Below are 22,149 nucleotides of genomic sequence, written 5' to 3' on the forward strand. Positions count from 1 at the left end.
CAGGGCCGCGGCATCTCCGCCCCGCTGTGACACCACTGTTCAGCTCAGACGCAGGGCAGGTCATCGCCTGCGCGAGCATGGTCGACGGCGGCCCCGAACGCACTCGCGGATTCGACGCGGAACGACGACCCGAGCTGTCTTGTCTCCGACCTTCTGGCGCGCCTGATGATCTGAGCGCCTGTTTCCGCACCCGGTCGCGGATCGCGTGCGCGACGAACGTGTCCGTCGCATCCGAATGATGCTCATGCCGTCGCCAGACCTTCGACCGTCGCTCGGCGTTGCAGCTCGCCCGCGTATGCCGTTGATCGATGGACTCCAGTGGCTCTGGCACGCCTGGCGGCCTTCCGCGCCTGCGGCGGCAGGCTCCTGCCGCACGCGCTCGAGCATCACCTCCACGAACAGCGCCCGCCGCTCCGCCTGCTCGACCGGATCCTCGTGGCTGACTTTGAGGCCTACCTCGACGAGCTTGTGCACCTGCGCGGGCGTCACGACGTTCTCGTCAACGCGACCGCCAAGGTAGGAAGTCCTGCTGCGTCATCGACGCGACGCCAGCTGTCCCTGATATTCCGGACGTCACCTGCATGACCAGCGCAACCTCGTTCGCGATCGACCGCACATGTATCGCCGACTCCGCGCACCCCCCCGCCGCATCCAACGCGTGACCGAAGTCGTACTGCAGCGTGCGCCCGCAACTGCAACGCGGACCCTGCCGCGATCATCGCGGCCCGCTCCTCAACGCCAGAATGTCCGACCTACGCGCAGCAACAGACGCCGGATCGAAGGGTCGAACCTGATCGAAACGCCGAGGAGCGGTGCTGTTGCATGACCCCAACGCTACGGACAACCACCGACATTCCGCGGTTTCGTGGATAACTTTCTGCACCGATCGCGACCGAAAATCGGCCACCCTTGGACTTATCCCGTGACGTGGGTGGAACCTAGATTCCCGACTTCCCGAACATAGGTTCGGATGAACGGGTCAGGCAGTGCAGAAATCAGGTTCACTTACTTCTTCTGTGCGTTGCCAGATCCGGGCGCCTCAGTTCCTGCAGCCCCTTCGTTCACCTCTCCGCGCAGCAGCTGCACGGGGTCGACGCCCTGCCTGCGCAGGTGCCGGTTGGTGAGCGCGCAGGCGACGGCGATGACCGCGGTCATGCCCAGCGTCGCGAGCAGCTGCTCCCGAGAGCCCTCGTTCAGCATGGTCAGCACGACGATGACGGCGAGGATCACGGCCGCCAGGATGCTCAGCCAGGGGAAGCCGGGCATGCGGGCTGTGAGGGTCTCGCCGCGCGCATCCGCTCGCCGCCGCAGCACGAGCTGGGAGGCGGTGACGGTCGCCCACAGCACGATGAGGGTCGAGCCGACGATGTTGAGGAGGGTCGGCAGGACGGCGTCGGGCGCAAGGAAGTTGAAGATGACGGTGAGGAAGCCGACCCCGACGGAGACGAGCACGGCGACGGTGGGCGTGCCGTTGCCGGCGAGGCGTTGCATGCCGCGGGGCGCGAAGCGGCGCTCGGACAGCGAGTAGACCATGCGGGAGGCGCCGTAGAGGTTCGCGTTGAGTGCCGAGAGCAGGGCGATGACGATGATGGCCGACATGATGAGGTCCACGCCGGGGATGTTCGTGAGGGCGAGCACGGCGGCGAACGGGCCGGCGACGACGCCCGGGTCCATCCACGGCAGGGCGGCGACGATCACGAACACGGAGCCGATGTAGAAGAGCAGGATGCGCCAGAGCACGCTGCGCACGGCGCGGCGGATGCTCGTGGCGGGGTCGCGGGTCTCGGCGGCGGCGATCGCGGTGAGCTCGGTGCCGCCGAAGCTGAACATGACGATGAGGAGCGCTGCGGAGATTCCGAGGATGCCGGTCGGCGCGAAGCCGTCGTGCGCGACGAGGTTGGACAGGCCGGGCGAGGGCACGTCGGGGATGAGCCCGAAGAGGAGCGCGGCACCGAGGGCGAGGAAGCCGATGATGGCGGCGACCTTGAGCACCGCGAACCAGAACTCGAAGGAGCCGTAACGGCGCACGCCGAGGAGGTTGATGAGGGTGAACGCCACCATGAAGGCGAGCGCCCAGATGCCCTGCGGGATGCCGGGCGTCCAGGTGGCGACGATCGCGGCGGCTCCCGTGGCCTCGGCGGCGATGACGATGACGAGCTGCATCCAGTAGAACCAGCCGAGCGTCGCACCCGCGGTGGCGCCGAACGCCTTCGCGGCGTACACGGAGAAGGCACCGCTCTGCGGGTCGGCGGCGGCCATCTCGGCGAGCATGAACAGCACGAGGATGACGAGGAGGCCCGCGACCGCGTACGACACGATGACGGCGGGTCCGGCGACCGCGATCGCCTGCCCGGAACCGACGAAGAGGCCGGCGCCGATCGCCCCGCCGAGGCCCATCATCGCGAGCTGCCGAGGCGTCAGCGAACGCTGCAGGTGGTGCGCGTCGCTCTTCTGGCCGGCGACGGCTTGCGGTTCGCGCGCGGCCTCATGCGGGTTGCTGTTCTCGGATGCGCTTGCGGAAGTCACAAGCCGGAAGTCTCTCACGAATGGCGAGCGCGGCCCGTCGCCTGTGGAATCCGCCCACCCGCCGGGTATCGTCCGCGTATCGAAACTCGCATACGCTCCCGCAACACGCCCCTCGAGAGGCTGTAGCCATGAGCTACAGCCGCGCAGACCAGACCCTCGAACTCCCGACGACCGGGGCGTTCGTCAGCGCCCAGCGCCAGCCGCGGACTCGTCGTCCGTCGCGCGCGCCGCGCTTCCTCGTGGCCGTGCTCTTCCTCGCGTACCTGGTGATGCTCACGTGGCTCATCGTGTGGAAGCTCGAGGCCCCGTTCGTCGGATGGGGTGAGATGCGGGCGCTCAAGCTCGTCCCGTTCGTCGCGAGTGAGGGGTACGCGGCGAGCCTCCCGCTCGAGGTGCTCGCGAACGTCGCCGTCTTCATCCCGTTCGGCCTCTGCACGGGCTACCTGTGGCGTCGGTCGCCCGGCCCGAAGACGTTCTTCGCGGCCGGGTTCGCGAGCCTCGCCATGGAGACCACCCAGTTCGCGCTTGCGGTCGGCAGCTTCGACACGAGCGACATCATCGCGAACACGGTCGGCGCCTGATCGGTGCCGCGGTCCTCGCGCCAGCGTGCGGCGCTCGGCGTTCAGCTAGGCGCTGCCGCCCGCCGGTGCGCCCGTCGCGGCATCGGTGGCGGCGGCAGCCGCACGGTCACGCGCAGCCCGCCGCCGTCTCGCGCCGCGAGCCGCATGGACCCGCCGTGCGCCTTGACGACGCTCTTCACGATCGCCAGCCCAAGCCCGACACCGGCGTGGTCGCTGCGCGCACGCTGCTCGCCTCGCTGGAACGGCTCCGTCAGCGTGGCGAGCAGGTCATCGCCGATCGGGCTGCCGGTGTTCTCGACGACGAGGACTGCCGCATCCGTCGCCGAACTCGTCGTGAGGGTGACCGAGCCGCCCTGCGCCAGGTTGTGCACGATCGCGTTGTGCAGCAGGTTCGTGGTGAGCAGCGAGATGAGCGCGGGCGAGCCGATCGTGGTCGCGGCCTCCCCCGCCGTCTCGATGGCGACGCCGCGCTTCTCGGCGAGCGGCAGCAGCGTCTCGGCGGCCTCCTCGGCGACGAGCGACAGGTCGACGCGCTCGGTCGCGAAGGTGCCGTGCTCGGTTCGGCTCAGCACCAGGAGCGCCTCGGTGAGCTCGATGGCGCGCGCGTTCACCGAATGCAGGCGCCCGAGGACCTCGTCGTGGTCGTGGTCAGGGTCTCTGCGGGCCACGTCGAGGAGCGTCTGCGAGATGGCGAGCGGCGTGCGCAGCTCGTGCGAGGCGTTCGCGGCGAACCGCTGCTGCTGGGCGACGTGCGCCTCGAGCTGCGCGAGCATCGCGTCGAAGCTGTCGGCCAGCTCGGTGAACTCGTCGCTCTTCCCGTCGAGGCGGATGCGGTGCGACAGCGACCCGGCCTCGGCGGCCCGCGTCGCGGAGGTGATGCGGGTGAGCGGGGCGAGCATCCGCCCGGCGAGGAACCAGCCGCCGACGAGCGCGAAAACGAGCAGGAACAGCAGTGCCCACGCCGCGGCGGGAACGAACGCGCGCACGAGGTCGGTGCGGCCGGGGAAGAACGTCCACTCGCTGGCCATCGCCTCGGCGGGCACGTAGCGGAGCAGGAACGCGTAGACGACGGCGAGCAGCAGCGCGCCGGCGATCATGAGGAAGCCGGCGTAGCTCAGGGCGAGCTTCAGCCGCACGCTGAGCCCGCGCTGCCGGGTCACCGCTGGTCGTCCTCGTCGAGCACCGAGTTCGCTTCGGCGTCGATGCGGTAGCCGACACCGGGCACGGTCATGATGAGCCAGGGCTCGCCGAGGCGCTTGCGCAGGGCGGAGACGGTGATGCGGACGGCGTTCGTGAACGGGTCGGCGTTCTCATCCCACGCCTTCTCGAGCAGCTCCTCGGCGCTGATCACTCCCCCGCCCGCGCTCATGAGCACCTCGAGCACCGCGAACTGCTTGCGCGTCAGCGCGACGTAGCGTCCGTCTCGGTACACCTCGCGGCGGAACGGGTCGAGCTTCAGGCCAGCGATCTCGTGGATGGGCGGGCGGCTGTGCGCGCGGCGGCGGTTGAGGGCGCGCAGCCGCAGCACGAGCTCCTGCAGCTCGAAGGGCTTCGTGAGGTAGTCGTCGGCGCCGAGCTCGAAGCCGGACGCCTTGTCGTCGAGGCGGTCGGCGGCCGTGAGCATGAGGATGAGCACGCCGCTGTTCGAAGCGACGATGCGCTTGGCGACCTCGTCGCCGGAGGGGCCCGGGATGTCGCGGTCGAGGACGGCGACGTCGTAGTCGTTGACGCTCAGCAGCTCGAGCGCGGCGTGCCCGTCGCCGGCGATGTCGGCGGCGATCGCCTCGAGGCGCAGCCCGTCGCGGATCGCCTCCGCCATGTAGGGCTCGTCCTCCACCAGCAGCACACGCATGAGCCGATGATACGAGCCGCGGCATATTGCCGGCGTATGCGAAAGACGGAATGCCCCGGCAACGTGCGCGCACGTGGACTTGCCGTATGACGCTCACCAGCCCGACCCGCCATCAGCGCACCGACGACGACCAGCCACCTCGCAAGCGCGGGGTGCGCCTGCTGCTCTGCGGCGCATCCCTCGTCGCCCTCGCAGGCCTCGGAGTCGCGCTGTTCTCGGCGCAGCTCGGCGAGACGACGGCGTCGCACACCGAGCTGCCGGCCCAGGACACGGTGCTCGCGGAACCCTCAGACCTCGGGCCTGTCGAGACCGGCGACTCACCTGTCTCGGAGACAGACGGCGCCGAGAACCCAGACGGGCGCCTCCAGTTCGGCACGACCGCCTTTGACACCGAGTACGCGGGCATCGGCAAGCTGTCTCCCGAGCTGCGTGATGCGCTCCAGGCAGCGACGCGCGACGCGCAGTCGGCGGGCGTGTCCGTCATGGTCAACAGCGGCTGGCGCTCCGTCGAGCTCCAGGAGCAGCTGCTGCAGGATGCGGTCGCCGAGTACGGGTCAGAGGACGAGGCGTCGCGGTGGGTCGCCTCGCCCGAGACGTCGCTCCACGTGTCGGGCGACGCCGTCGATGTGGAAGGCAACGGCGCATCCGACTGGCTCGCCACCAACGGCGCCAGCTACGGGCTCTGCATGACGTACCTCAACGAGCCGTGGCACTTCGAGTACCAGGCTGGCGCATCCACGAACGGATGCGCGGAGCCGTACGCCGACCCGACGGACGACCCGCGGTTGCGCGGGTAGGTCAGCGGCCCCGCGTCGGCTCCCCCGCCTCTTCCTCCTCGTCGAGCAGGTGCCCCGCCTTGATGGCGTCGCGCGGATCGGCGAGCGCGAGCGGCTTCACGCCGCGCAGCGCCCAGGTGAGGCCAAGGTAGAGGGCGAAGCTCACCGCGAAGGCCGGGATGTTCGCGCCGATGGGGCTCGGCGCGACGTACGCGAGCACGTAGGAGAGGGCCGCTCCGACGATCCATACGGCCACGGCCACCCAGTTGATGCCGCGCAGGTACCAGTAGCGGCTCTCGCGCCGCTCCTGCAGGATCTGCCGCGAGTAGCTGCGGCGCTTCAGCAGGTAGTAGTCGGCGATCATGATCGCGAAGACGGGCACGAAGAACGCGCTGATGATGAACAGGAAGTCGGTGAACTGGTTCAGCAGGCCGAGGAACGTGGACCCGATGATCGAGATGATGCCGAGGATGATCGCGGTCGGCAGGAAGCGCAGGTGCCACTTCGACTGCGCGTTGATGACCGAGGTGACCATGCCGAAGACGACCATGGTGTTGGTCGCCATGACCGACAGGAAGATGGCGATGCCGAGCGGCCAGCCGAACTCGGCGACGATGACGGTCGGGTCGAACGCGATCGCCTCACCGCCGCGAAGGAGCACGACGCTGAAGGCGACGAGGCCGAGGAACATGGCGATCGTGGTCGAGAGCGTGTAGCCGACTCCTGAGCCGATGACTCCGGCGACGCTGTTCTTCGCGTGCCGGTTCATGTCGGCGGAGAGGACGGTCCACGAGATCGCCGTCGCGATGACCAGGTCGAGGGTGATGAACGCGGTGCCGCCGAGCTCCGCATCCACGGTCATCGCCGCGAAGTCTCCGGGGCTGAACGCGCCGAACGCCGCCGCGAACACGAAGCCCATCACGACTAGGATCACAAGCGCCAGCCACGGTTCGACGCGCGAGATGCCCGTGTGGCCGAAGATCGCGAGCACGACGACGATGCCCTGGCAGATGGCGGAGAACAGCATCGGGTTCGAGAAGCCCGTCGCCTCGAACACGAGGTAGTCGACGGTGACGCCGGCGAGCATCGCCTGCACCCAGCTCCACCCCATGAGCACGATGAGGTTGGAGGCCGCCGGCACGAGGCTGCCTCGGATGCCGAACGCACCGCGCGTGAGGGCCATCGTCGGCAGGCCGGTGCGGGTGCCCATGTTGCCGATGAGCACCAGCACGACGACGCCGAGGAGCGTGCCGAGCACGATCATGCCGGTTGCCGTGCCGAACGAGACGCCGGGAACGAAGAGCGTGCCGGTGAGGAGCGTCGTGACGACGAGGTTCGCGGCGAGCCAGATGAGGGCGATGCGGATGAGCGACTGCGTGCCGCGGACGGGGCCGGCCGAGTCGTCCTGGCCGTCGAGGTTCAGGGCCATGGTTTTCGGCCCGGTCATGAGGTGGCCTCCGTGTCCGTCGTCGGCGCGGACAGGTGCTCGTGGATCGCGAGGAGGGATCCGTCGTCGCCGACCGTGAAGATGATGCTCTCCCGCTCGAGGTACGAGTCGGGGCCGTCGGCCGAGTCGATGCTGGTCGCAACCGTGTGGCTGAAGACCGCGCCGCCCGGGAAGACCTGCACGAGGCGGTCGGTGGATGCGCAGGAGGTGACCCGCCAGCCGCCCGCGATCCAGCCCGCCCACAGCGCTTCGTACTCGGCGCGCGAGTCGAGCCGCGCGGGCTCCGGGTGGAAGATGAACGACGCGTCGGGCACGAACCCGGCGAAGTACGCCTCGGTGTCCGTGGCGCGGAACGCGTCGATGATGGCGTCGGCGGCGTCGAGCACCGCGTCGTGTGTAGGTGTGATCGACATTCAAGTGCTCCCTTGGACTTGGCGTGCCCTGCTGCGCAGGTGTCGCACGGCGATGATGCATGCGACTGCCGCACTGCGGCCGCCGCTCTACACTAAGGAAACACCCGCTGCCCGAGTCTCGTCCAGGGAACAATCGAACAAGTTTCGGTTCTTGAGGGGCGATTCGCCCGGACGACCGTGGGCTTCGGTCGCCGTCTTAGTCGGCGGCCGGACGCCTGCGTTGCGCCTTGGTCGCGGAGCGCTGGCCCTTCGATTCGAGCCTCCGCCGCTGCGAGCCCTTCGTCGGCTTCGTCGCCCGACGCTTCGGTCCGGGCGGGGCGAGGCCTTCGCGCACGAGGTTCGCGAGCTTCTCGAGCGCCGCCTCCCGGTTGCGGAGCTGCGAGCGCCGTTCGGAGGAGGCAACCGTGAGCACGCCGTCGACGAGGCGCTTCCCGAGGCGATCCAGGAGCATCCGGCGCCGGTCATCGGTCAGCACCAGGGATTCGCTGATGTTCCAGGAGAGCTCGACGCGACTGTCGGTGGTGTTGACATGCTGCCCGCCCGGCCCTGAGGATCGCGAGAACCGCCAGCCGAGCTCCGCGGCCGGAATCGTGAGCGAGCGCGACACCTCCAAGTCCATGCGCCAAGCCTCCCACGCGCGGGGCACCTCCCCCGTGAAGCCTGCCCGCGCTCTGTGCCCACCTATATTCGCGTTCGGGTCGCAGGGAACGAGATGCTCACGGTTGCGATCCTGCGTTTGTGAATCCCCGCTTCGGTCACGGTTGCGCACCGGACTGCACTCACACCTTTCACCTTCTCTTCGCCGGGACTAACGTCGGGCTCAGCCCCCTCAACCCACGAGTGGGTATTCCGTTTGGCCCCGGGAGGCTCCACATGCAAACAGGATTGATGGGTTGGCGGGGAGTGTTCACGCTCATTCTGCTGCTCATCGTTACCGCCGCCGTTACCTTGGCCATTGCGACTTCGGCAACTGTTCCGACCTTCGATGCGAAGGGAACGCTGCTCGTTGACCCCCATGAGAACAGCAAAGACATCTTGGCAGTCGTGCTGGCTCCCGCGACACTCGCGCTCGGCTACTGGTTCGGTTCTTCCGGAACGGAGAGGGCAGAGGAACAACGCGCGACTGCCGTCGTCGCGGAGAGAACAACGAAAGAAAAGCTGAACGACGCGCAGTCTGTGGTTGCGGCACTTGAGAGCGATGCCAGTCCGGTTCGGCTCGCGGAACTCAAGGCTCGCTACCCCCAGGCGTTCGGAACGCGGCCGTGAGCGTCCTCAAGCACGATGACGACGGAGGCGATCTGAGCCTCATCGTCGCCGACTCGACACTCGTGGTGGCCTGCAATCAAGGTCACGCCTGGACACTTCCGCTCACAGCTCTCGACGGCGACGGCGCTGCGCTCGAGGACTCCCCCGTGCTGCGGAATCTCGTCCCAGACGACGAGCCCGAAACGATGGACCGCGACCGATTGTCGAAGATCATAGAGAAGTACCAAGAACACTGATGCCCGAAAGGCAGGGCCCCTGCCCGTGATCGTCGACCTCACGCATCCGCTCGCCTCTGGGATGCAGATCTACCCCGGCGACCCGGAGGTGCGGATCGCGCCCGCCACCTCGCTGGCCGAGCACGGGGTCGTCGTCCATGGTCTTCAGCTCGGCACGCACGCGGGCACGCACCTGGATGCACCCTCGCATTCGATCGCCGGCGGAGACACCGTCGACAGCCTCGACCTCGCTCGGCTCGTCGCGCCGCTGCACCTCGTCGACGTGACGGCAATTGCGGCTCCCTCGCGTCGGATCGCGCTCGCCGAGGTCGCCTCGCAGCTCGACGCGGTGCAGACCGGCGCGATCGTTGTCTTCAGGACCGACTGGTCCGACCGGTTCGGGCAGCCGGACTACCTCGAGCATCCCTACCTCGACGTCGCGATCGCCGAGCGGCTACTTGCTGCGGGCGTGACGGTCGTCGGTGTCGACACCCTCAGCCCTGACCGCACGGACCCGACTGCCGAGTCTGCCGAGCTGCCGTTCCACGAGGTCTTCCTAGGCGCGGGCGGCGTCATCATCGAGAACCTGACGAACCTGTCGACCATCGACCCCGCGCGCGACCCCTGGATCTCGGCGCTGCCGCTGCCGTTCACGGGCCTCGACGGGTCCCCGGTTCGAGCGGTCGCGATGCATCGCGCCTGACTGTCGGAGGCGTCGCGATCGCCGAGTGGGTCGCCGTGCAGGCGGCGTGGAACGGAGACCTCGCCGAGCACTCCTTCTCCCCGATTTCCCGCGCGTCCCGAGCAGCGACTCGCGTGAGACGCATCAGTCGAGGCCGGCTCCGAGCAGGTGTGGATTACCTACATCGAACTTCCTTCGCCCCTGGCGGACAACGCCAATCGCGGGCAAACCGCGATCTAGGCTGAGCCTCCTGCTAGGGGAAGGAACCGCTATGAGCATGGAAGGCGCGGCCTGGAGTTCGCTCTACAAGATCTCGTCCGCCAGGGATGGGAAGCACGGCTTCTCGCGTGAGTCGGTGCGGCGCATCCTGACGTTCGCGGTGCCCTACCGGTCGAAGCTGGTGCTCTTCATCGCCCTCTCCATCGTGGGCGCGTTCCTCGCAGTCGCGACGCCGGTCCTCGCCGGGCAGGTGGTCGACGTCATCGTCGCCAAGGGCGCGCTCTCCACGATCGTCTGGCTCGCCGTCCTGATCGCCCTCGTGGCCGTCGCCGACGCGGGCGTCTCGCTCGTGACGCGCTGGTACTCGGCGCGGATCGGCGAGGGCGTGATCCTGGACCTCCGCACGGCCGTGTTCAACCACGTGCAGAAGATGCCGATCGCGTTCTTCACCCGCACGCGGACGGGCGCCCTCGTGAGCCGCCTCAACAACGACGTGATCGGCGCGCAGCAGGCCTTCAGCGGCACACTGTCGGGCGTGGTCACGAATCTTGTGGCGCTCATCCTGACGCTCATCGTCATGCTCAGCACGTCCTGGCTCGTGACGGTGCTGGCCGTGATCATGCTCCCCATTTTCCTGATTCCCGCGCGCCGCATGGGTAGCCGCCTGGCTGCGCTGCGCCGCGAGGCCGCCGATCACAACTCGGCCATGAGCACGCAGATGACGGAGCGCTTTTCGGCGCCCGGCGCGACGCTCGTCAAGCTGTTCGGTCGGCCCGACGAGGAGGCCGAGGAGTTCCGCGTCCGGGCGGCCCGTGTCCGCGACATCGGGGTCCGTACCGCAATGCTGCAGTTCGTCTTCTTCACCGCGCTGATGCTCGTCTCCGCGCTCGCCCTTGCCCTCGTGTACGGGCTCGGCGGCGCCCTCGCGCTTGGCGGCCAGCTCGAGACCGGCGACGTGGTGACCCTGGCACTGCTCCTCACCCGCCTCTACGCGCCGCTCACGAGCCTCGCGAACGCGCGAGTCGAGATCATGAGCGCGGTGGTCAGCTTCGAGCGCGTCTTCGAGGTGCTGGATCTCGAGCCGCTCATCAAGGAAAAGCCGGACGCGGTTTCCGTTCCTGAGGGCCCGGTGTCTGTCGAGTTCGACGACGTGCACTTCGGCTACCCGTCTGCGGACAAGGTGTCGCTCGCCTCCCTCGAGGAGGTGTCGACGCTGGATACGCGCGGCGGCGAGGAGGTGCTGCACGGTGTGTCCTTCCGGATCGAGCCGGGGCAGACCGTTGCCCTCGTGGGCACGTCGGGTGCCGGCAAGTCGACGATCGCGCAGCTCCTGTCGCGCCTCTACGACGTCGACAGCGGCGCTGTGCGCCTCGCGGGGACGGACGTTCGCGACGTCACCTTCGCATCGATGCGGCACACGCTTGGCATGGTGACGCAGGACGGCCACCTGTTCCACGAGACGATCCTCTCCAATTTGAAGCTCGCGAGGCCGGAGGCGTCTGACGATGAGGTGTGGGATGCGGTGCGCCGTGCACGGCTCGAGCCGCTCATCCGGTCGCTGCCTGACCAGCTGGACACCATGGTGGGCGAGCGCGGCTACCGGCTGTCGGGCGGTGAGCGTCAGCGGATGACGATCGCGAGGCTCCTGCTGGCCCAGCCGCGGGTTGTCATCCTCGATGAGGCGACGGCAGCGCTTGACTCGACGTCGGAGGCGGCCGTGCAGGCGGCGCTGAGCGAGGCGCTCGAGGGGCGGACGGCGATGGTGATCGCCCACCGCCTGTCCACGATCCGCAGCGCTGACATGATCCTCGTGGTTGAGGACGGCTCGATCGTGGAGCGCGGCACGCACGAGGAGCTGCTCGCCGCGGCTGGGCGGTACGAGGAGCTGCACCGGACGCAGTTCGCAGTGCAGAAGAAGCTGGCGGCGGATGCGGATGCGGCGGGTGGATCCTGACTTCGAAGCGGTAAGGCGTTTCTCGGGCACCTGACCGGACGTCGGCCCGCGTAGGGTGAGCTGATGCCTGAAAACTCTTCCTCGAACCCTGCGCCCGTTCCTGTAGACCTTCCGCTCGAGCAGCGGCTGGCTGCTGCCGCGGAGCGATACGGCCACTCCGAGTTCGTTGAGCGGGTCCTCAACCTCATCAAGGGGTATGACGAAGGCGACGACCTTCTGCTCTTCGTCGGCGGCGATCACGCGCAAGGAATCCTCGATGGGGCGCCCGTGCTCTACTGGCCCGAGCTCTGGGGCACCCGTGCGTTGCTGTATGTGTGGGATGAGTCGGCCGCGCCTGCAGTGATCGGCACGCTCGGGAACCCGGCTTGGCGGGTCCGCGAGATGGGTGCTCGGGTTGTCGCGGCGCACGAGCTCCCGGCAGTGTCCGAACTGGCCGGGCTGCTCGGCGACGGCGTGGCTCGAGTGCGATCGGCTGCCGCGAGGTCATTGGAAGCCGTGGGCGCGCTCGAAGACGTGGATCGCCTGCTCCCGCTGCTGAAGGATCCCGAAATCGATGTGCGGCGGAGTGCGCAGCAGAGCATCGACGCGCTGCGCGCGAGGTTCCCGAAGGACTAGCGGGCGTCACGCGTCGGCTCGAACCACCGGCTCCGGAGTGGTGAAGCAAAGTCGGCTACGACGCTCCGAGAAGACGACACGAGCGGGCACGTTCACGAGGTTCCGCGGCTCGTGGCGATAGTCGCTGATGCGCGGATTGGCTGGAGTACTCAAGGATGTTTGTTGACCTGTGACGACTCGCGGGAGGCGAGGAAATGGGGTGAGAAACCCTCAGTGCATCGTGGAGCTGCCTACCACCACCCGCTGCGCCCGAGGGGTCCTCATGTCCCACGCTAACGCCGCGCTGACGCCGCGTCACCGTCTGCGCCTCGAGCGCCCTGTCATCGAGGACGGATGGACGGTCGCTGCCGCCGCCCGTTTCCTCCGAGTGTTCTGGCCCACCGCTGACCGGTGGTCTGAGCTATCAAACTTCGGCCAAGGAACTTGGTATCCGACGCGTGGCAGTAGCTTTTGGGCTTAGCGAATTAAAGCTCACCGACCTGGTCAACAGCGCACCGGACGAATTCAGCTATAACGCGTTTGGAAGGTTCGATTCGATAATCGCCGACCTCGATGCCGATGCGGCGATGAGCTATACCTCCCACGCGGAGGGGAAGCCTGCACCAAGGTACAAGGCAGTGATGCGGGTGAAAAATCTCATTCGTGAGTTCGTCCTCCACGGCACTCTGCCTGCCGCCCTTTCGGATAGAGATACGACCGGTTAGGTGGTTAGGGAAGTTAGTAGACAAACCTTGTACCAGGCCCGTCACGCAACGCTTCGACGTCGCTACCCTTCGGTCAGCTACTCGAAGTAGTCCTCGTCGATCTCAATGGCGCTGAACTTCTGCTTCTCCTGCACGCCGATTCGGTAGGCGATCATCAGCTCTACGAGCTTGGCTCCGTCGATAAGGATGATTCGCGACTGCACCCTTTTTGCGTAGTCGATCGCACTCGACGTGAACGCACTCGTCGAGAGAAACACTCCTCGGGAAGCGCCAAAGCCGTGGAGCGCGCCGACGAACGCCTGGATCGGCTCTCGACCGACGTTGTTGCCCTCCTTGTAGCGCTTCGCCTGGATGTAAACCTGGTCGAGGCCAAGCGCATCCTGGTCGATGAGCCCGTCGATGCCCTCGTCGTTTGAACCACCGATACGGCGGCCCCGCTGGGCGGCCCCACCGTAGCCCATCTTCAGGAGCAGATCCACGACCGCCTGTTCGAAGAAGTCGGGATGGCTGTCGCGGAGGCGGTCAAGCAGGTCGTTACCGATGCTCGCCTCAATGCGGGCGACCGCGTCCTCGATCACTTCGATCGGGTCCGAGATCGCGTCGGAGGGCCTCTGCTCAGACGCAGCCGAGGGTCTAGAGGCCTTGGGTTTCTCAGGCCAGAATTTGGCGAAGACCTCGCGCGCCAGCGCGTAGTCGAACCCCTGAGGATATTTCACGAGCGCTGACCTGCCCGCTTCGTTGATGACATAGCGGCCGCGTTCGGGACGGTCCACCCATTGCGCCTTCCCGAGGTGGCTGAGGACCCACCCCATGCGCTGCTCGTAGCGGCTGCCGCCCGACTTCAGCGTTTCAGCTCGAGCTTCATCGCTGACGCCTGCGTGCACGGCCACGGCGTCGAAGACCTCTCTGCGCTGACGGCTATGACCGTCAGCGAGGACCTGGAGCGTAGGCACGACTAATTCGGGCCAGATAGGAACGAGCGAGGCTTCTTCGGGCATAGAGCTCATTATCCCAGGCGCACCCGGGCGAGTTCGACGATCAGGTTCCAGGTCGATTGCTTGCGAAATTGACCTGGTCGTCTCCTGGCGTCCGGCTCGTCCCGTGCCGCGCGGGAGCAGCTTGCGCCACAGCAGGTCCCTCACCCATGCACACGAACTCCGCCGGGCAGAACGTACGGTTCTACGTCATGCGCGCGCTCGAGTTCAGTTCGGCTCGTGTGAATGCGGAGCAGCCGCAGCTGACCCGTTCGGAGGTGGGCTTGATGGTAACGCCGGTTTGGATGCGGCGGCTCTTGCCACCCCGCTCGCGATAGCGGGCTCGAGCAACGCAGCGGTCGCCTGGGGTACGCGCGGTGGTGATGCTGGCGGTCGGGGTGCGGGGCCGAGCTTGTATTCCGTCGTGAGGTTGTGAACGCGTTCTGATGGGGTCGCGCCTTTGATGACGGTGTGGGGTCGGTGGTGATTGTAGTGATGGAGCCAGGTGTCGTAGGTCGCGGCCCTGGCTTCGTCGCCGTCGTAGGTGCTCGCGTAGGTCCATTTCTGGGCGAGGGTTCGGTTGAAACGTTCGACTTTGCCTTCGGTTTGGGGGCAGTAGACGCGGGTTCGGCGGTGCGTGATGTTCGTGTTGGCGAGTGTGTCTCGGAAGGCGTGTGATCGGTAGCAGGAGCCGTTGTCAATGAGGACTTCTTTGACGGTGATGCCGATGCTGGCGAAGTAGGTGTTCGCGCGGTGCCAGAAGTCGGCGGCGGTGTCTTTACGTTCGTTCTCGAGGATCTCGGAGTACGCGATCCTGGAGTGGTCATCGACCGCGTCGTGGAGGAAAACGTAGCCGCGGCCCTGTTTTCGTTGTTGTGGTTCCCGATGGTGCGGCCGAGCTTGCGGTGCCCACCGCCGGGGATGCGGCCGAGTTTCTTGGTATCGACGTGGACGAGATCGTCTGCGTGTGCTCGCTCGTATCTGACCGGCCGCGGCTTTCGGATAGGGAGTCCGGCGGCTTGGTCGAGTTGCGAGGCGGGGCATGCGGAAGCGTCGGAGAGCGCGGTCCGGAGGAGTCATTCGTCAGCGCTTCACCGTCGCGGAAGCAGTCTGGGCAGTTCTCCGTGTTCGCCGCTGGTACTGGAATCGCTCCACAGCACTGCAGTAGCTCTACCCGCAATCAATAAACTGGAACACGATGCTAAGGCATCCATCCGGGCGAGGGTTCAGGGGTGCGTTTTTGCGGCCTACGAAAACTCTCGTGCTCGTGATGGTGAATAGCATGCACGACATGCTGCACAAACGTCTGCGCTTGCGTCAGTCGGTCAAAACGTCCGAGGGCAGTAAGCCTAGACGTCTACGCCAATGATCTCCAGTAAGTCGCTCTGATCTTGATGCTGCAGCCAGACGAGAAAACTGCGGTCCACGACCGCGAGTCTTCTTGCAGTCTGATCGTAGTCAAGAACGATGGGTTTCACGGCCAACTTGTTCACCTGCAATCGCGCGATCGCGGCAAGTGCGATGGTTATGTTTCCCGCGTTCACCTTCTGCTCAGGGTGAGCATCGTTGATCGCACGCGAGATCTCACCGTATGAGACTCCCTTCTCGAGTTGACTGGAGTCCGCCATGATGACTGCGTACAAAAGCCACCGGTAGATCTCCAAGCGTGCACTCTGGAACCCTTCAGCAAAGTGGGTGAGGAAACCGTTGAAGCGCGCGGAGTCAGAGTCAACGACTGCCTTCACGATCGCGGTACCGTCCGCGGAAACGAGCGTACGGTCGCTCATCGTCGCAAAAACTCCGGCTGCCTCACACGCGATTTTGCAAGCTTCCTGAACAATCCAGACGCTATCCATCGCGCTCTCAAGCACTGCGTCGACGAACTCGGGTGCAAAATCGATCGCCAACAATCGCGCCCCTTCGTTGACGACTTCGCGCAGATCAACCTCGCGCCACTTGTCGACGTTGATCGACACCACTCGTCCGCCAAGATCGCCGTTGTGTTGCGTCATTCGGTTCTCGTCGATCCACACTCCGACGACTATGAAGCTGTACAGCGACGATTCATGGAACGCTTTGAGTGCGACCGCGAAGTCCTTCTGGGTGTCTTCCGGCAAGTAATGGAAATCCTCCAGCACGAGGTACTTTGGCGCCTCCGCGTTCTGGAGGCCAGAGATCACGTCGTTCACATCGTTCGGATCGAGCTCCAACGCCTGACCCTGCTGGGTCGTTTGCTCCGTGTGGCCTGCATCAGTCCCGGCGGCACCCCCGAATTCTCCGACGAGTGGCACCTTGATCCCGGCGCGAGCTTCAACGCGAATCTTGAAATCACCAGAGACCGTTCGTGTAGTCGTTCCCTCAACCACATACCCCGCAGCCTTAAGGACTGCGGTGTGCAAGTCTCGAAGCGCCCACTTGTTAGAACATGTCACAACTAAGTGGTCGCCTTCACCGAGGTTAAACTTGCGTAGCGAAGTCTTGCCCTGCTTCGAACTTCCATGAATGACGATGTGCTTATCCTGCGTCAGCGCGTCAACGAATGCCTTGTCAACCGCCTGACGGACAGCGTAGTTCGCCGGCACGTCGCGTGACATGCCGAAAACGTCGTACACGGAGTATTCCTTCGACCTGGCCATAGTCGAATGATAGCGGAGGTGTTGGGGATTCCCGCACGCAGATGGCCCGGAGACTCTTGCGAGCTTCCGAGCCTTTCTCGGTCAAGCCGCCAGCGTGTGATTCCAGGACATCCTGTGCAGTTTTCCCAAGACACCCTGCACATACCCTGTCTCGGGGGTCGGCGCGCGAGCGAAGTGTCGGGACATGCTGGACACCCCCGACGGTGAGGCATGTCTGCCGGGAACCGAAACCGCGTCATCGTCCTCGCCATCAGGACCGGGGCCCTCACCAGTCCTCATCCTGATCCACGACCGCGACACCATCGTCACGAACCCGACCACCGGCGAGATCCTCGCCCAACACACCATCAACCCAAACCGCGACTATCAACCCAAAAACAAAAATCCCCCTCCCGAAGGAGGGGGATAATCGCCGAAGAGTGGGGACATCTTTTTTACGATGTCCCGACACTTCACACCGTCGGGCTGACAAGATTTGAACTTGCGACCCCTTGACCCCCAGTCAAGTGCGCTACCAAGCTGCGCCACAGCCCGTGGCTTTCGTTATCCGCGAGGACAACTCGACCATCCTACCGGAACCTGGGAGGTTCGCGCACCACCGTGTCGAACGTGTCGCGCACCGACGAACGTCGCGCGGCCGCGGTCGACCACCGAAGAGTTGTGGCGCGATGTACGAAGCAACCGCGCCGACAGCAGCGGGCCACAACTCTGCTCCGGGGCAGCCACCTGGCGCGCACAGCCGCGCGAGCAGGAACCGGGAGCGGCAGCGGGCGCCCAAGTGAATCCGAGGCGTGGGCACGCTCGCGGCCGCACCGGCCCCGAGCACATCCACATGCCCGATTGTTCGCACAATCGACCGCCTGGGAATAGCCTGGTAGGCGCGCAGCGTTGCGAACCCAGTCCCCGAACTCAGAACCAGAGGTCCGCAACATGCAGGTCATGCCCGAACTCACCCCCTTCCGGCGAGGAATCGCCCTCTTCGCGCTCGCGCTCGGAGGGTTCGGCATCGGCGTCACCGAGTTCGCCACGATGGGCCTGCTGCCCGACATCGCGCGCGAACTGCTCCCCGGCTTCGAACAGAACCCGGATGCGGTCATCGCGCAGGCGGGCATCCTGATCTCCGCCTACGCCCTCGGCGTTGTGGTCGGCGCCCCCGTGTTCGCGGTGCTCGCGGCACGCATGTCGCAGACGAAGCTCGCCTTCTGGCTCCTCGGCATCTTCATCGTCGCCTCGGCCGCATCCGCCCTCATGCCCGACTTCGGCACGACCGCCGTCATGCGCTTCATCGCGGCGCTCCCTCACGGCGCCTACTTCGGTGTCGCCTCACTGCTCGCCGCCCGCATCATGGGCCCAGGCAAGCAGGGCCAAGGCGTCGCCCTGGCCCTCTCCGGCCTCACGATCGCCAACATCTTCGGCGTGCCCCTCGCGACCTGGCTCGGCCAGGCCAGCGGCTGGCGCTACGCGTACGTGCTCGTCGCCGCGATCTTCTTCGTGACGTTCCTCCTCGTGTTCTTCTTCGTGCCCCGCTACCCCGGCAACCCCGAGCGCAGCGCCATGAAGGAACTCATCGCCTTCAAGAACCCGCGCCTCTGGATCATGGTCGCCGTCGGCGCCATCGGCTTCGGCGGCTTCTTCGCCGTCTACTCGTACATCGCCGAAGTCACCACCCGCGAGACCGGCCTCGGCGCCGGCATCGTGCCCTGGGTGCTCGCGACCCTCGGCGTCGGCATGACGCTCGGCAACCTCATCGGCGGATGGGCAGCCGACCGCAACCTGACCCGCACGATGTTCATCGGCTTCGGCTCATTCATCGCCTCACTCGTCTTCTACAGCCTCATCGCTTCGAACCCGATCGGCCTGTTCATCGCCGTGTTCTTCCTCGGCCTCACCTCGTCGTCGCTGCTGCCGGCAATCCAGTCGCGCCTCGTGCGCATCGCCGACGAGGCCGCGCTCCTCGGAGCGGCCATCAACCACGCCGCCTTCAACGTCGGCAACAGCCTCGGCGCGTGGCTCGGCGGCATGGTCATCGCCGGCGGCCTCGGCTACCTCGCCCCCGGCTGGGTCGGCGTCGTCCTCGCCGTCCTCGGCATGGGCCTCACCGCACTCGGCGTCTCCGTCGAACGCCGCGACAAGCGCCACTCGCTCGACACCACCGGGCTCCGCACGATCCCCGCCGCCGAGCGCGCCGACGTCGGAGCCTAGCCGGGCCAGCGGCCTGCCTCGCTACGCTGTCGCCTCCGCACGCGTGCGGAGCCGCGGCAGGAAGCCGACGTAGCTCGGCCGCGACAGCCAGCCGAAACCGACTAGGGCTTCCACGCTGAGCGCCGTCAGCGCGCACCACAGCGGGACGCAGAGCCACACCCACGCGAGCGCACTCGTCGCCGGCACGCTCAGCACCTCGAGCGTCACACCGAACTCGGCCACGAACATCCCGACCGCCACGACCACAGAGCTCACCAGCGAGCCGACGGCCGCGAACACGACCGCCCAGCGCGCATCCCTGGCCCCGCCGACCACCCACGCGGCAGCCTCCGCGAAGATCACCGCAAGCACCGGCAGCAGGAACTCGCCAGCAGCGACCGGGCGGATCCCCTCCTCCGGTGTCGTCCCCCACACACACCACAGCACCGACACCGCGAACGTCACCAGAAACGCCACCAGCTGCGCTCCGAGACTCGACGCGTACCAGGCAAGAGCCGGCCGAAAAAGCAACCCACGAACCGCCATGAAGACCCCCATCCCCCGCGCCCGAATGTAGCACCGGCCTGAGACGCCCAGCCCCTGCCGGGCGCCACCGAGTCCACATACGTGCGCCAGCCTCGCAACTCCGAGAAAGCGGCCACGCAACCGCGATCACCGCCCGTGTTTTCAACCGCCGAGTCAGGCTCAGAGGTTGGGAACTCAAGCAGCGAGAGAACGCCCCTAGGATTCAGAGGCCCCCGACGATCGGACATCCGATAGCGGGAGCCGCGTAGGCTTTCGGCGTGAACCGATACCCGAGACCGTTCGCATTGACCATGGTCATCGCCGCCAGCCTCCTCCTCATCGGCTCCGTCGTGGTGATCGCGGGAGACCCGAGCCAGTTCGGCCCGTGGCTCACCGCCGGCGCGATGCTGCTGATCGTCGTCATCTTCGCTCCGTCATTGCGGCGCGACCGCAACGACTGAGCACCCGCGCCTACTGCACGGTCGACGCGAACATGTTCAGGCCAAGCTTGTTCGAGAGGTGCCTGGTCGCGCGGATGCCGCGCACGCTGTTGCCGGCCGCATCCAGTGGCGGTGAGAACGTCGCAAGCGAGCCCTTGCCGGGCGCGATCGTGACGATGCCGCCCGAGACGCCGCTCTTGCCCGGCATGCCCACCTCGAACAGCCAGTCGCCGCTCGCCTCGTACATGCCGTTCGTCGCCATTACGGACAGCACGTCGCGGCTCACCGACGGATCGACGACATCGACGCCGGAGATGGGGCAGTCGCCGCCGTCGGCGAGCGTCGCCCCCATCGTGGCGAGGTCCTCGGCCGTGACAAGCAGCGAGCACTGCCGCGTGTACAGCTCGGTCACCTGCGTCGGGTCGAGCGAGATGTGCCCGTAGCTCTCGAGCAGCCTCGCGATGCTGCGGTTGCGCGTGTTGGTCTGCATCTCAGACTCGTAGACGCGCTCGTCGATCTCGAGCGGGTGGCCGACGAAGTTCGACAGCCCCGCGTGGATGAAGTCCCACTTCTCATCCCACGTCTTCCCGGGCACGAGCGACGTCGTCGCGATCGCCCCCGCGTTGACGAGCGGGTTCATGGTGCGTCCGCCGTTGAGCTCGATCGCCATGACCGAGTTGAACGGCAGCCCTGTGTTGTTGACGCCGATGCGCTCGCGCACCTCCTCGTGCCCCAGCTCCTGCACGACCAGCGCGTAGACGAACGCCTTCGAGATCGACTGGATCGAGAACTTGAGCTGCGCGTCCCCGAACGAGAATCGGTGCCCCGTCGCCGAGGTGAGGCTCAGCCCGAACCAGGACGAGTCGGCCTCCGCGAGCGCAGGGATGTAGTCGGCGACGGCGCCGTCCTGCACGTGGCGGTACCGCTCATATGTCTCGGAGAGCATCTCCCGCACATGCTCGGCATCCGGCAGACTGCCGGTCGACACCACGCGGGTGTCGGGATGCACGAGGTCCGGCTCGCTGGGGAACGCGGTCGGGTGTTCCGGCAGGAGCGTCTGTTCGGGGAGAGTCGTCACGACCCCGAATCTAGTCCTGCACGGTGCCCGACGCGAAGAGGTTCATGCCGAGCTCGTTCGAGAGGTGCCTGGCCGCCTTGATGCCGCGCACGCTGTTGCCGGCGTCGTCGAGGCGCGGCGAGTAGCTCGCGAACCCGCCCTTGCCCGGGGCGATCGTGACCAGACCGCCCGAGACGCCGCTCTTCGCGGGCATCCCGATCTCGTACAGCCACTCGCCGCTCGCCTCGTAGAGCCCGTTCGCGGCCATGACGGCGAGGGCGTCCCTGGACGCACCCTGCCCGATCACCTGCTCGCCCGTCTTCGGGTTCTTCCCGCCGTCGGCAAGCGTGGCCCCCATGACGGCGAGGTCTTCCGTGTTGACGAGCAGCGCGCACTGCCGCGTGTACAGCTCCGTCACCTCGTGCGGGTCGAGCGTGATGTGCCCGTAGCTCTGCAGCAGGCGCGCGATTCCCTGGTTGCGGATGTTGTTCTTGCGCTCAGACTCGAACGCGTCCTCGTCGATCTCGAGGTCACGCCCTGCGAAGCCGGAGAGGCCACGGAGGATGAAGTCCCACTTCTCCTCCCACGTCTCCCCCGGCGCGAGGGCCGACGTCGCGAGCGCGCCCGCGTTGACCAGCGGGTTCATGGTGCGGCCGCCGTTGAGCTCGATCGCCATGACCGAGTCGAACGGCAGACCCGTGTTGTTGACGCCCACGAGCTCGCGCGCCTTCGTGTGCCCGACCTCCTCGCGCACGAGCGCGAACACGAACGCCTTCGAGATCGACTGGATCGTGAAGAGCAGCTCCGCGTCGCCGCGACTGTAGCTCTGCCCCTCCGTCGAGACGATGCAGATCCCGAACAGGTCGGGATCCGCATCCGCCAGCGCAGGAATGTAGTCGGGCACCTCGCCGTCGTCGACCGACGAGAACTGCTCGTACGTCTCGTCGATCGCCGTCTTCACGTCGCCCGAGTCGGGCAGCTGCCCCGTCGAGATCGCCGAGCGGCTCGAGTGCACCATCTCCGGCTCGTCGCCGAACATGTGCGTTGCGTCTATGGAGCCGTTCCCAGTGTCAGTCACACGGGAAG

21 protein-coding genes, 1 tRNA gene and 2 pseudogenes are annotated in these 22,149 nt (G+C 66.6%); 11 read left to right on the top strand and 13 right to left on the bottom strand.

What is annotated here, in order from left to right; genetic code table 11:
* Nucleotides 1-1,005: 1,005 nt before the first annotated feature.
* Nucleotides 1,006-2,526, bottom strand: coding sequence for an amino acid permease (locus ACQFZP_RS06440; RefSeq protein ID WP_307852762.1), 1,521 nt, complete (start codon nucleotides 2,524-2,526; stop codon nucleotides 1,006-1,008).
* A gap of 128 nt (nucleotides 2,527-2,654) precedes the next feature.
* Between ACQFZP_RS06440 and ACQFZP_RS06445 the strand changes: the two genes are divergently transcribed.
* Nucleotides 2,655-3,107, top strand: coding sequence for a VanZ family protein (locus ACQFZP_RS06445; RefSeq protein ID WP_211890671.1), 453 nt, complete (start codon nucleotides 2,655-2,657; stop codon nucleotides 3,105-3,107).
* A 41-nt stretch (nucleotides 3,108-3,148) separates the two neighbouring features.
* Here the strand turns inward: ACQFZP_RS06445 and ACQFZP_RS06450 are convergent, their stop codons facing one another.
* Entirely contained in the window at nucleotides 3,149-4,267 is a 1,119-nt protein-coding gene (locus tag ACQFZP_RS06450) for a sensor histidine kinase (protein WP_211890672.1), read from the bottom strand.
* Nucleotides 4,264-4,959, bottom strand: a complete 696-nt coding sequence (locus ACQFZP_RS06455; RefSeq protein WP_104311630.1) for a response regulator transcription factor — start codon at nucleotides 4,957-4,959, stop codon at nucleotides 4,264-4,266. The genes ACQFZP_RS06450 and ACQFZP_RS06455 overlap by 4 nt, the downstream gene beginning before the upstream one ends.
* 86 nt (nucleotides 4,960-5,045) lie before the next feature.
* Here ACQFZP_RS06455 and ACQFZP_RS06460 point away from each other — a divergent pair, with 86 nt between their 5' ends.
* A complete protein-coding gene (locus tag ACQFZP_RS06460; RefSeq protein ID WP_211890673.1) occupies nucleotides 5,046-5,756 on the top strand; it encodes a M15 family metallopeptidase in 711 nt (236 codons plus the stop codon).
* Nucleotide 5,757: 1 nt separating this feature from the next.
* On the opposite strand, the gene ACQFZP_RS06465 is transcribed toward ACQFZP_RS06460, so the two are convergent.
* The 3 genes from ACQFZP_RS06465 to arfB form a co-directional block, all read right to left on the bottom strand.
* The gene (locus ACQFZP_RS06465; protein WP_211890674.1) at nucleotides 5,758-7,182 is read right to left on the bottom strand and encodes a purine-cytosine permease family protein; all 1,425 of its coding nucleotides are present in this window, start codon (nucleotides 7,180-7,182) and stop codon (nucleotides 5,758-5,760) included.
* Entirely contained in the window at nucleotides 7,179-7,595 is a 417-nt protein-coding gene (locus ACQFZP_RS06470) for a YybH family protein (RefSeq protein WP_211890675.1), read from the bottom strand. The genes ACQFZP_RS06465 and ACQFZP_RS06470 overlap by 4 nt, the downstream gene beginning before the upstream one ends.
* A gap of 196 nt (nucleotides 7,596-7,791) precedes the next feature.
* On the bottom strand, nucleotides 7,792-8,214 hold the full coding sequence (gene arfB, locus ACQFZP_RS06475; protein ID WP_104311626.1) for an alternative ribosome rescue aminoacyl-tRNA hydrolase ArfB: 423 nt from the start codon (nucleotides 8,212-8,214) through the stop codon (nucleotides 7,792-7,794).
* A 254-nt stretch (nucleotides 8,215-8,468) separates the two neighbouring features.
* On the opposite strand from arfB, the gene ACQFZP_RS06480 reads away from it, so the two are divergent.
* The 7 genes and pseudogenes from ACQFZP_RS06480 to ACQFZP_RS06510 all read left to right on the top strand — a co-directional run bounded on the left by ACQFZP_RS06480 (nucleotide 8,469) and on the right by ACQFZP_RS06510 (nucleotide 13,250).
* Nucleotides 8,469-8,861 (top strand): hypothetical protein, encoded by a 393-nt coding sequence (locus ACQFZP_RS06480; protein WP_211890676.1) that lies wholly within the window; start codon nucleotides 8,469-8,471, stop codon nucleotides 8,859-8,861.
* Nucleotides 8,858-9,097, top strand: a complete 240-nt coding sequence (locus ACQFZP_RS06485) for a hypothetical protein (protein WP_211890677.1) — start codon at nucleotides 8,858-8,860, stop codon at nucleotides 9,095-9,097. Before ACQFZP_RS06480 ends, ACQFZP_RS06485 begins: the two co-directional genes overlap by 4 nt.
* A gap of 25 nt (nucleotides 9,098-9,122) precedes the next feature.
* Nucleotides 9,123-9,779, top strand: a complete 657-nt coding sequence (locus tag ACQFZP_RS06490) for a cyclase family protein (protein ID WP_307852765.1) — start codon at nucleotides 9,123-9,125, stop codon at nucleotides 9,777-9,779.
* Between the two features lie 250 nt (nucleotides 9,780-10,029).
* Nucleotides 10,030-11,931 carry an ABC transporter ATP-binding protein gene (locus tag ACQFZP_RS06495; protein ID WP_211890678.1) on the top strand — a complete coding sequence of 634 codons (1,902 nt, stop codon included), beginning with the start codon at nucleotides 10,030-10,032 and terminating at the stop codon, nucleotides 11,929-11,931.
* Nucleotides 11,932-11,994: 63 nt separating this feature from the next.
* Nucleotides 11,995-12,546: a HEAT repeat domain-containing protein gene (locus ACQFZP_RS06500; protein WP_249312053.1), complete on the top strand. Its 552-nt coding sequence runs from the start codon at nucleotides 11,995-11,997 to the stop codon at nucleotides 12,544-12,546.
* Between the two features lie 262 nt (nucleotides 12,547-12,808).
* Nucleotides 12,809-12,946, top strand: a pseudogene (locus ACQFZP_RS06505) (IS481 family transposase); the annotation flags it as partial.
* Nucleotides 12,947-12,983: 37 nt separating this feature from the next.
* Entirely contained in the window at nucleotides 12,984-13,250 is a 267-nt protein-coding gene (locus ACQFZP_RS06510; RefSeq protein WP_211890679.1) for a hypothetical protein, read from the top strand.
* Between the two features lie 77 nt (nucleotides 13,251-13,327).
* On the opposite strand, the gene ACQFZP_RS06515 is transcribed toward ACQFZP_RS06510, so the two are convergent.
* The 4 genes and pseudogenes from ACQFZP_RS06515 to ACQFZP_RS06530 all read right to left on the bottom strand — a co-directional run bounded on the left by ACQFZP_RS06515 (nucleotide 13,328) and on the right by ACQFZP_RS06530 (nucleotide 17,394).
* A complete protein-coding gene (locus ACQFZP_RS06515; protein ID WP_211890680.1) occupies nucleotides 13,328-14,248 on the bottom strand; it encodes a restriction endonuclease in 921 nt (306 codons plus the stop codon).
* A gap of 402 nt (nucleotides 14,249-14,650) precedes the next feature.
* Nucleotides 14,651-15,292 (bottom strand): annotated as a pseudogene (locus tag ACQFZP_RS06520) (IS481 family transposase); the annotation flags it as partial.
* A gap of 281 nt (nucleotides 15,293-15,573) precedes the next feature.
* Entirely contained in the window at nucleotides 15,574-16,836 is a 1,263-nt protein-coding gene (locus ACQFZP_RS06525) for an ATP-binding protein (RefSeq protein ID WP_211890682.1), read from the bottom strand.
* A gap of 484 nt (nucleotides 16,837-17,320) precedes the next feature.
* A tRNA-Pro gene (locus ACQFZP_RS06530) sits at nucleotides 17,321-17,394 on the bottom strand.
* A gap of 405 nt (nucleotides 17,395-17,799) precedes the next feature.
* Here ACQFZP_RS06530 and ACQFZP_RS06535 point away from each other — a divergent pair.
* On the top strand, nucleotides 17,800-19,062 hold the full coding sequence (locus ACQFZP_RS06535; RefSeq protein WP_211890683.1) for an MFS transporter: 1,263 nt from the start codon (nucleotides 17,800-17,802) through the stop codon (nucleotides 19,060-19,062).
* A gap of 21 nt (nucleotides 19,063-19,083) precedes the next feature.
* Here ACQFZP_RS06535 and ACQFZP_RS06540 read toward each other — a convergent pair whose 3' ends face one another.
* Nucleotides 19,084-19,518, bottom strand: coding sequence for a hypothetical protein (locus ACQFZP_RS06540; protein WP_211890684.1), 435 nt, complete (start codon nucleotides 19,516-19,518; stop codon nucleotides 19,084-19,086).
* Nucleotides 19,519-19,844: 326 nt separating this feature from the next.
* Between ACQFZP_RS06540 and ACQFZP_RS06545 the strand changes: the two genes are divergently transcribed.
* The gene (locus ACQFZP_RS06545) at nucleotides 19,845-20,027 is read left to right on the top strand and encodes a hypothetical protein (RefSeq protein WP_146080763.1); all 183 of its coding nucleotides are present in this window, start codon (nucleotides 19,845-19,847) and stop codon (nucleotides 20,025-20,027) included.
* A 10-nt stretch (nucleotides 20,028-20,037) separates the two neighbouring features.
* Here the strand turns inward: ACQFZP_RS06545 and glsA (ACQFZP_RS06550) are convergent, their stop codons facing one another.
* Nucleotides 20,038-21,084, bottom strand: coding sequence for a glutaminase A (gene glsA / locus ACQFZP_RS06550; RefSeq protein WP_307852768.1), 1,047 nt, complete (start codon nucleotides 21,082-21,084; stop codon nucleotides 20,038-20,040).
* A gap of 10 nt (nucleotides 21,085-21,094) precedes the next feature.
* Nucleotides 21,095-22,141, bottom strand: a complete 1,047-nt coding sequence (gene glsA, locus ACQFZP_RS06555; RefSeq protein ID WP_307852769.1) for a glutaminase A — start codon at nucleotides 22,139-22,141, stop codon at nucleotides 21,095-21,097.
* Between the last annotated feature and the right edge of the window lie 8 nt (nucleotides 22,142-22,149).

Origin of the sequence: Pseudoclavibacter sp. Marseille-Q434 (assembly GCF_050315415.1) — a bacterium.
Lineage (GTDB): Bacteria > Actinomycetota > Actinomycetes > Actinomycetales > Microbacteriaceae > Pseudoclavibacter.

Excerpts from the sequence above, each read along its gene's own strand:
- ACQFZP_RS06445 (WP_211890671.1), top strand. The coding sequence starts at position 2,655 with ATGAGCTACAGCCGCGCAGACCAGACCCTCGAACTCCCGACGACCGGG.
- ACQFZP_RS06455 (WP_104311630.1), bottom strand. The coding sequence starts at position 4,959 with ATGCGTGTGCTGCTGGTGGAGGACGAGCCCTACATGGCGGAGGCGATC.
- ACQFZP_RS06460 (WP_211890673.1), top strand. The coding sequence starts at position 5,046 with ATGACGCTCACCAGCCCGACCCGCCATCAGCGCACCGACGACGACCAG.
- ACQFZP_RS06465 (WP_211890674.1), bottom strand. The coding sequence starts at position 7,182 with ATGACCGGGCCGAAAACCATGGCCCTGAACCTCGACGGCCAGGACGAC.
- ACQFZP_RS06470 (WP_211890675.1), bottom strand. The coding sequence starts at position 7,595 with ATGTCGATCACACCTACACACGACGCGGTGCTCGACGCCGCCGACGCC.
- arfB (WP_104311626.1), bottom strand. The coding sequence starts at position 8,214 with ATGGACTTGGAGGTGTCGCGCTCGCTCACGATTCCGGCCGCGGAGCTC.
- ACQFZP_RS06480 (WP_211890676.1), top strand. The coding sequence starts at position 8,469 with ATGCAAACAGGATTGATGGGTTGGCGGGGAGTGTTCACGCTCATTCTG.
- ACQFZP_RS06495 (WP_211890678.1), top strand. The coding sequence starts at position 10,030 with ATGAGCATGGAAGGCGCGGCCTGGAGTTCGCTCTACAAGATCTCGTCC.
- ACQFZP_RS06500 (WP_249312053.1), top strand. The coding sequence starts at position 11,995 with ATGCCTGAAAACTCTTCCTCGAACCCTGCGCCCGTTCCTGTAGACCTT.
- ACQFZP_RS06515 (WP_211890680.1), bottom strand. The coding sequence starts at position 14,248 with ATGCCCGAAGAAGCCTCGCTCGTTCCTATCTGGCCCGAATTAGTCGTG.
- ACQFZP_RS06535 (WP_211890683.1), top strand. The coding sequence starts at position 17,800 with ATGCCCGAACTCACCCCCTTCCGGCGAGGAATCGCCCTCTTCGCGCTC.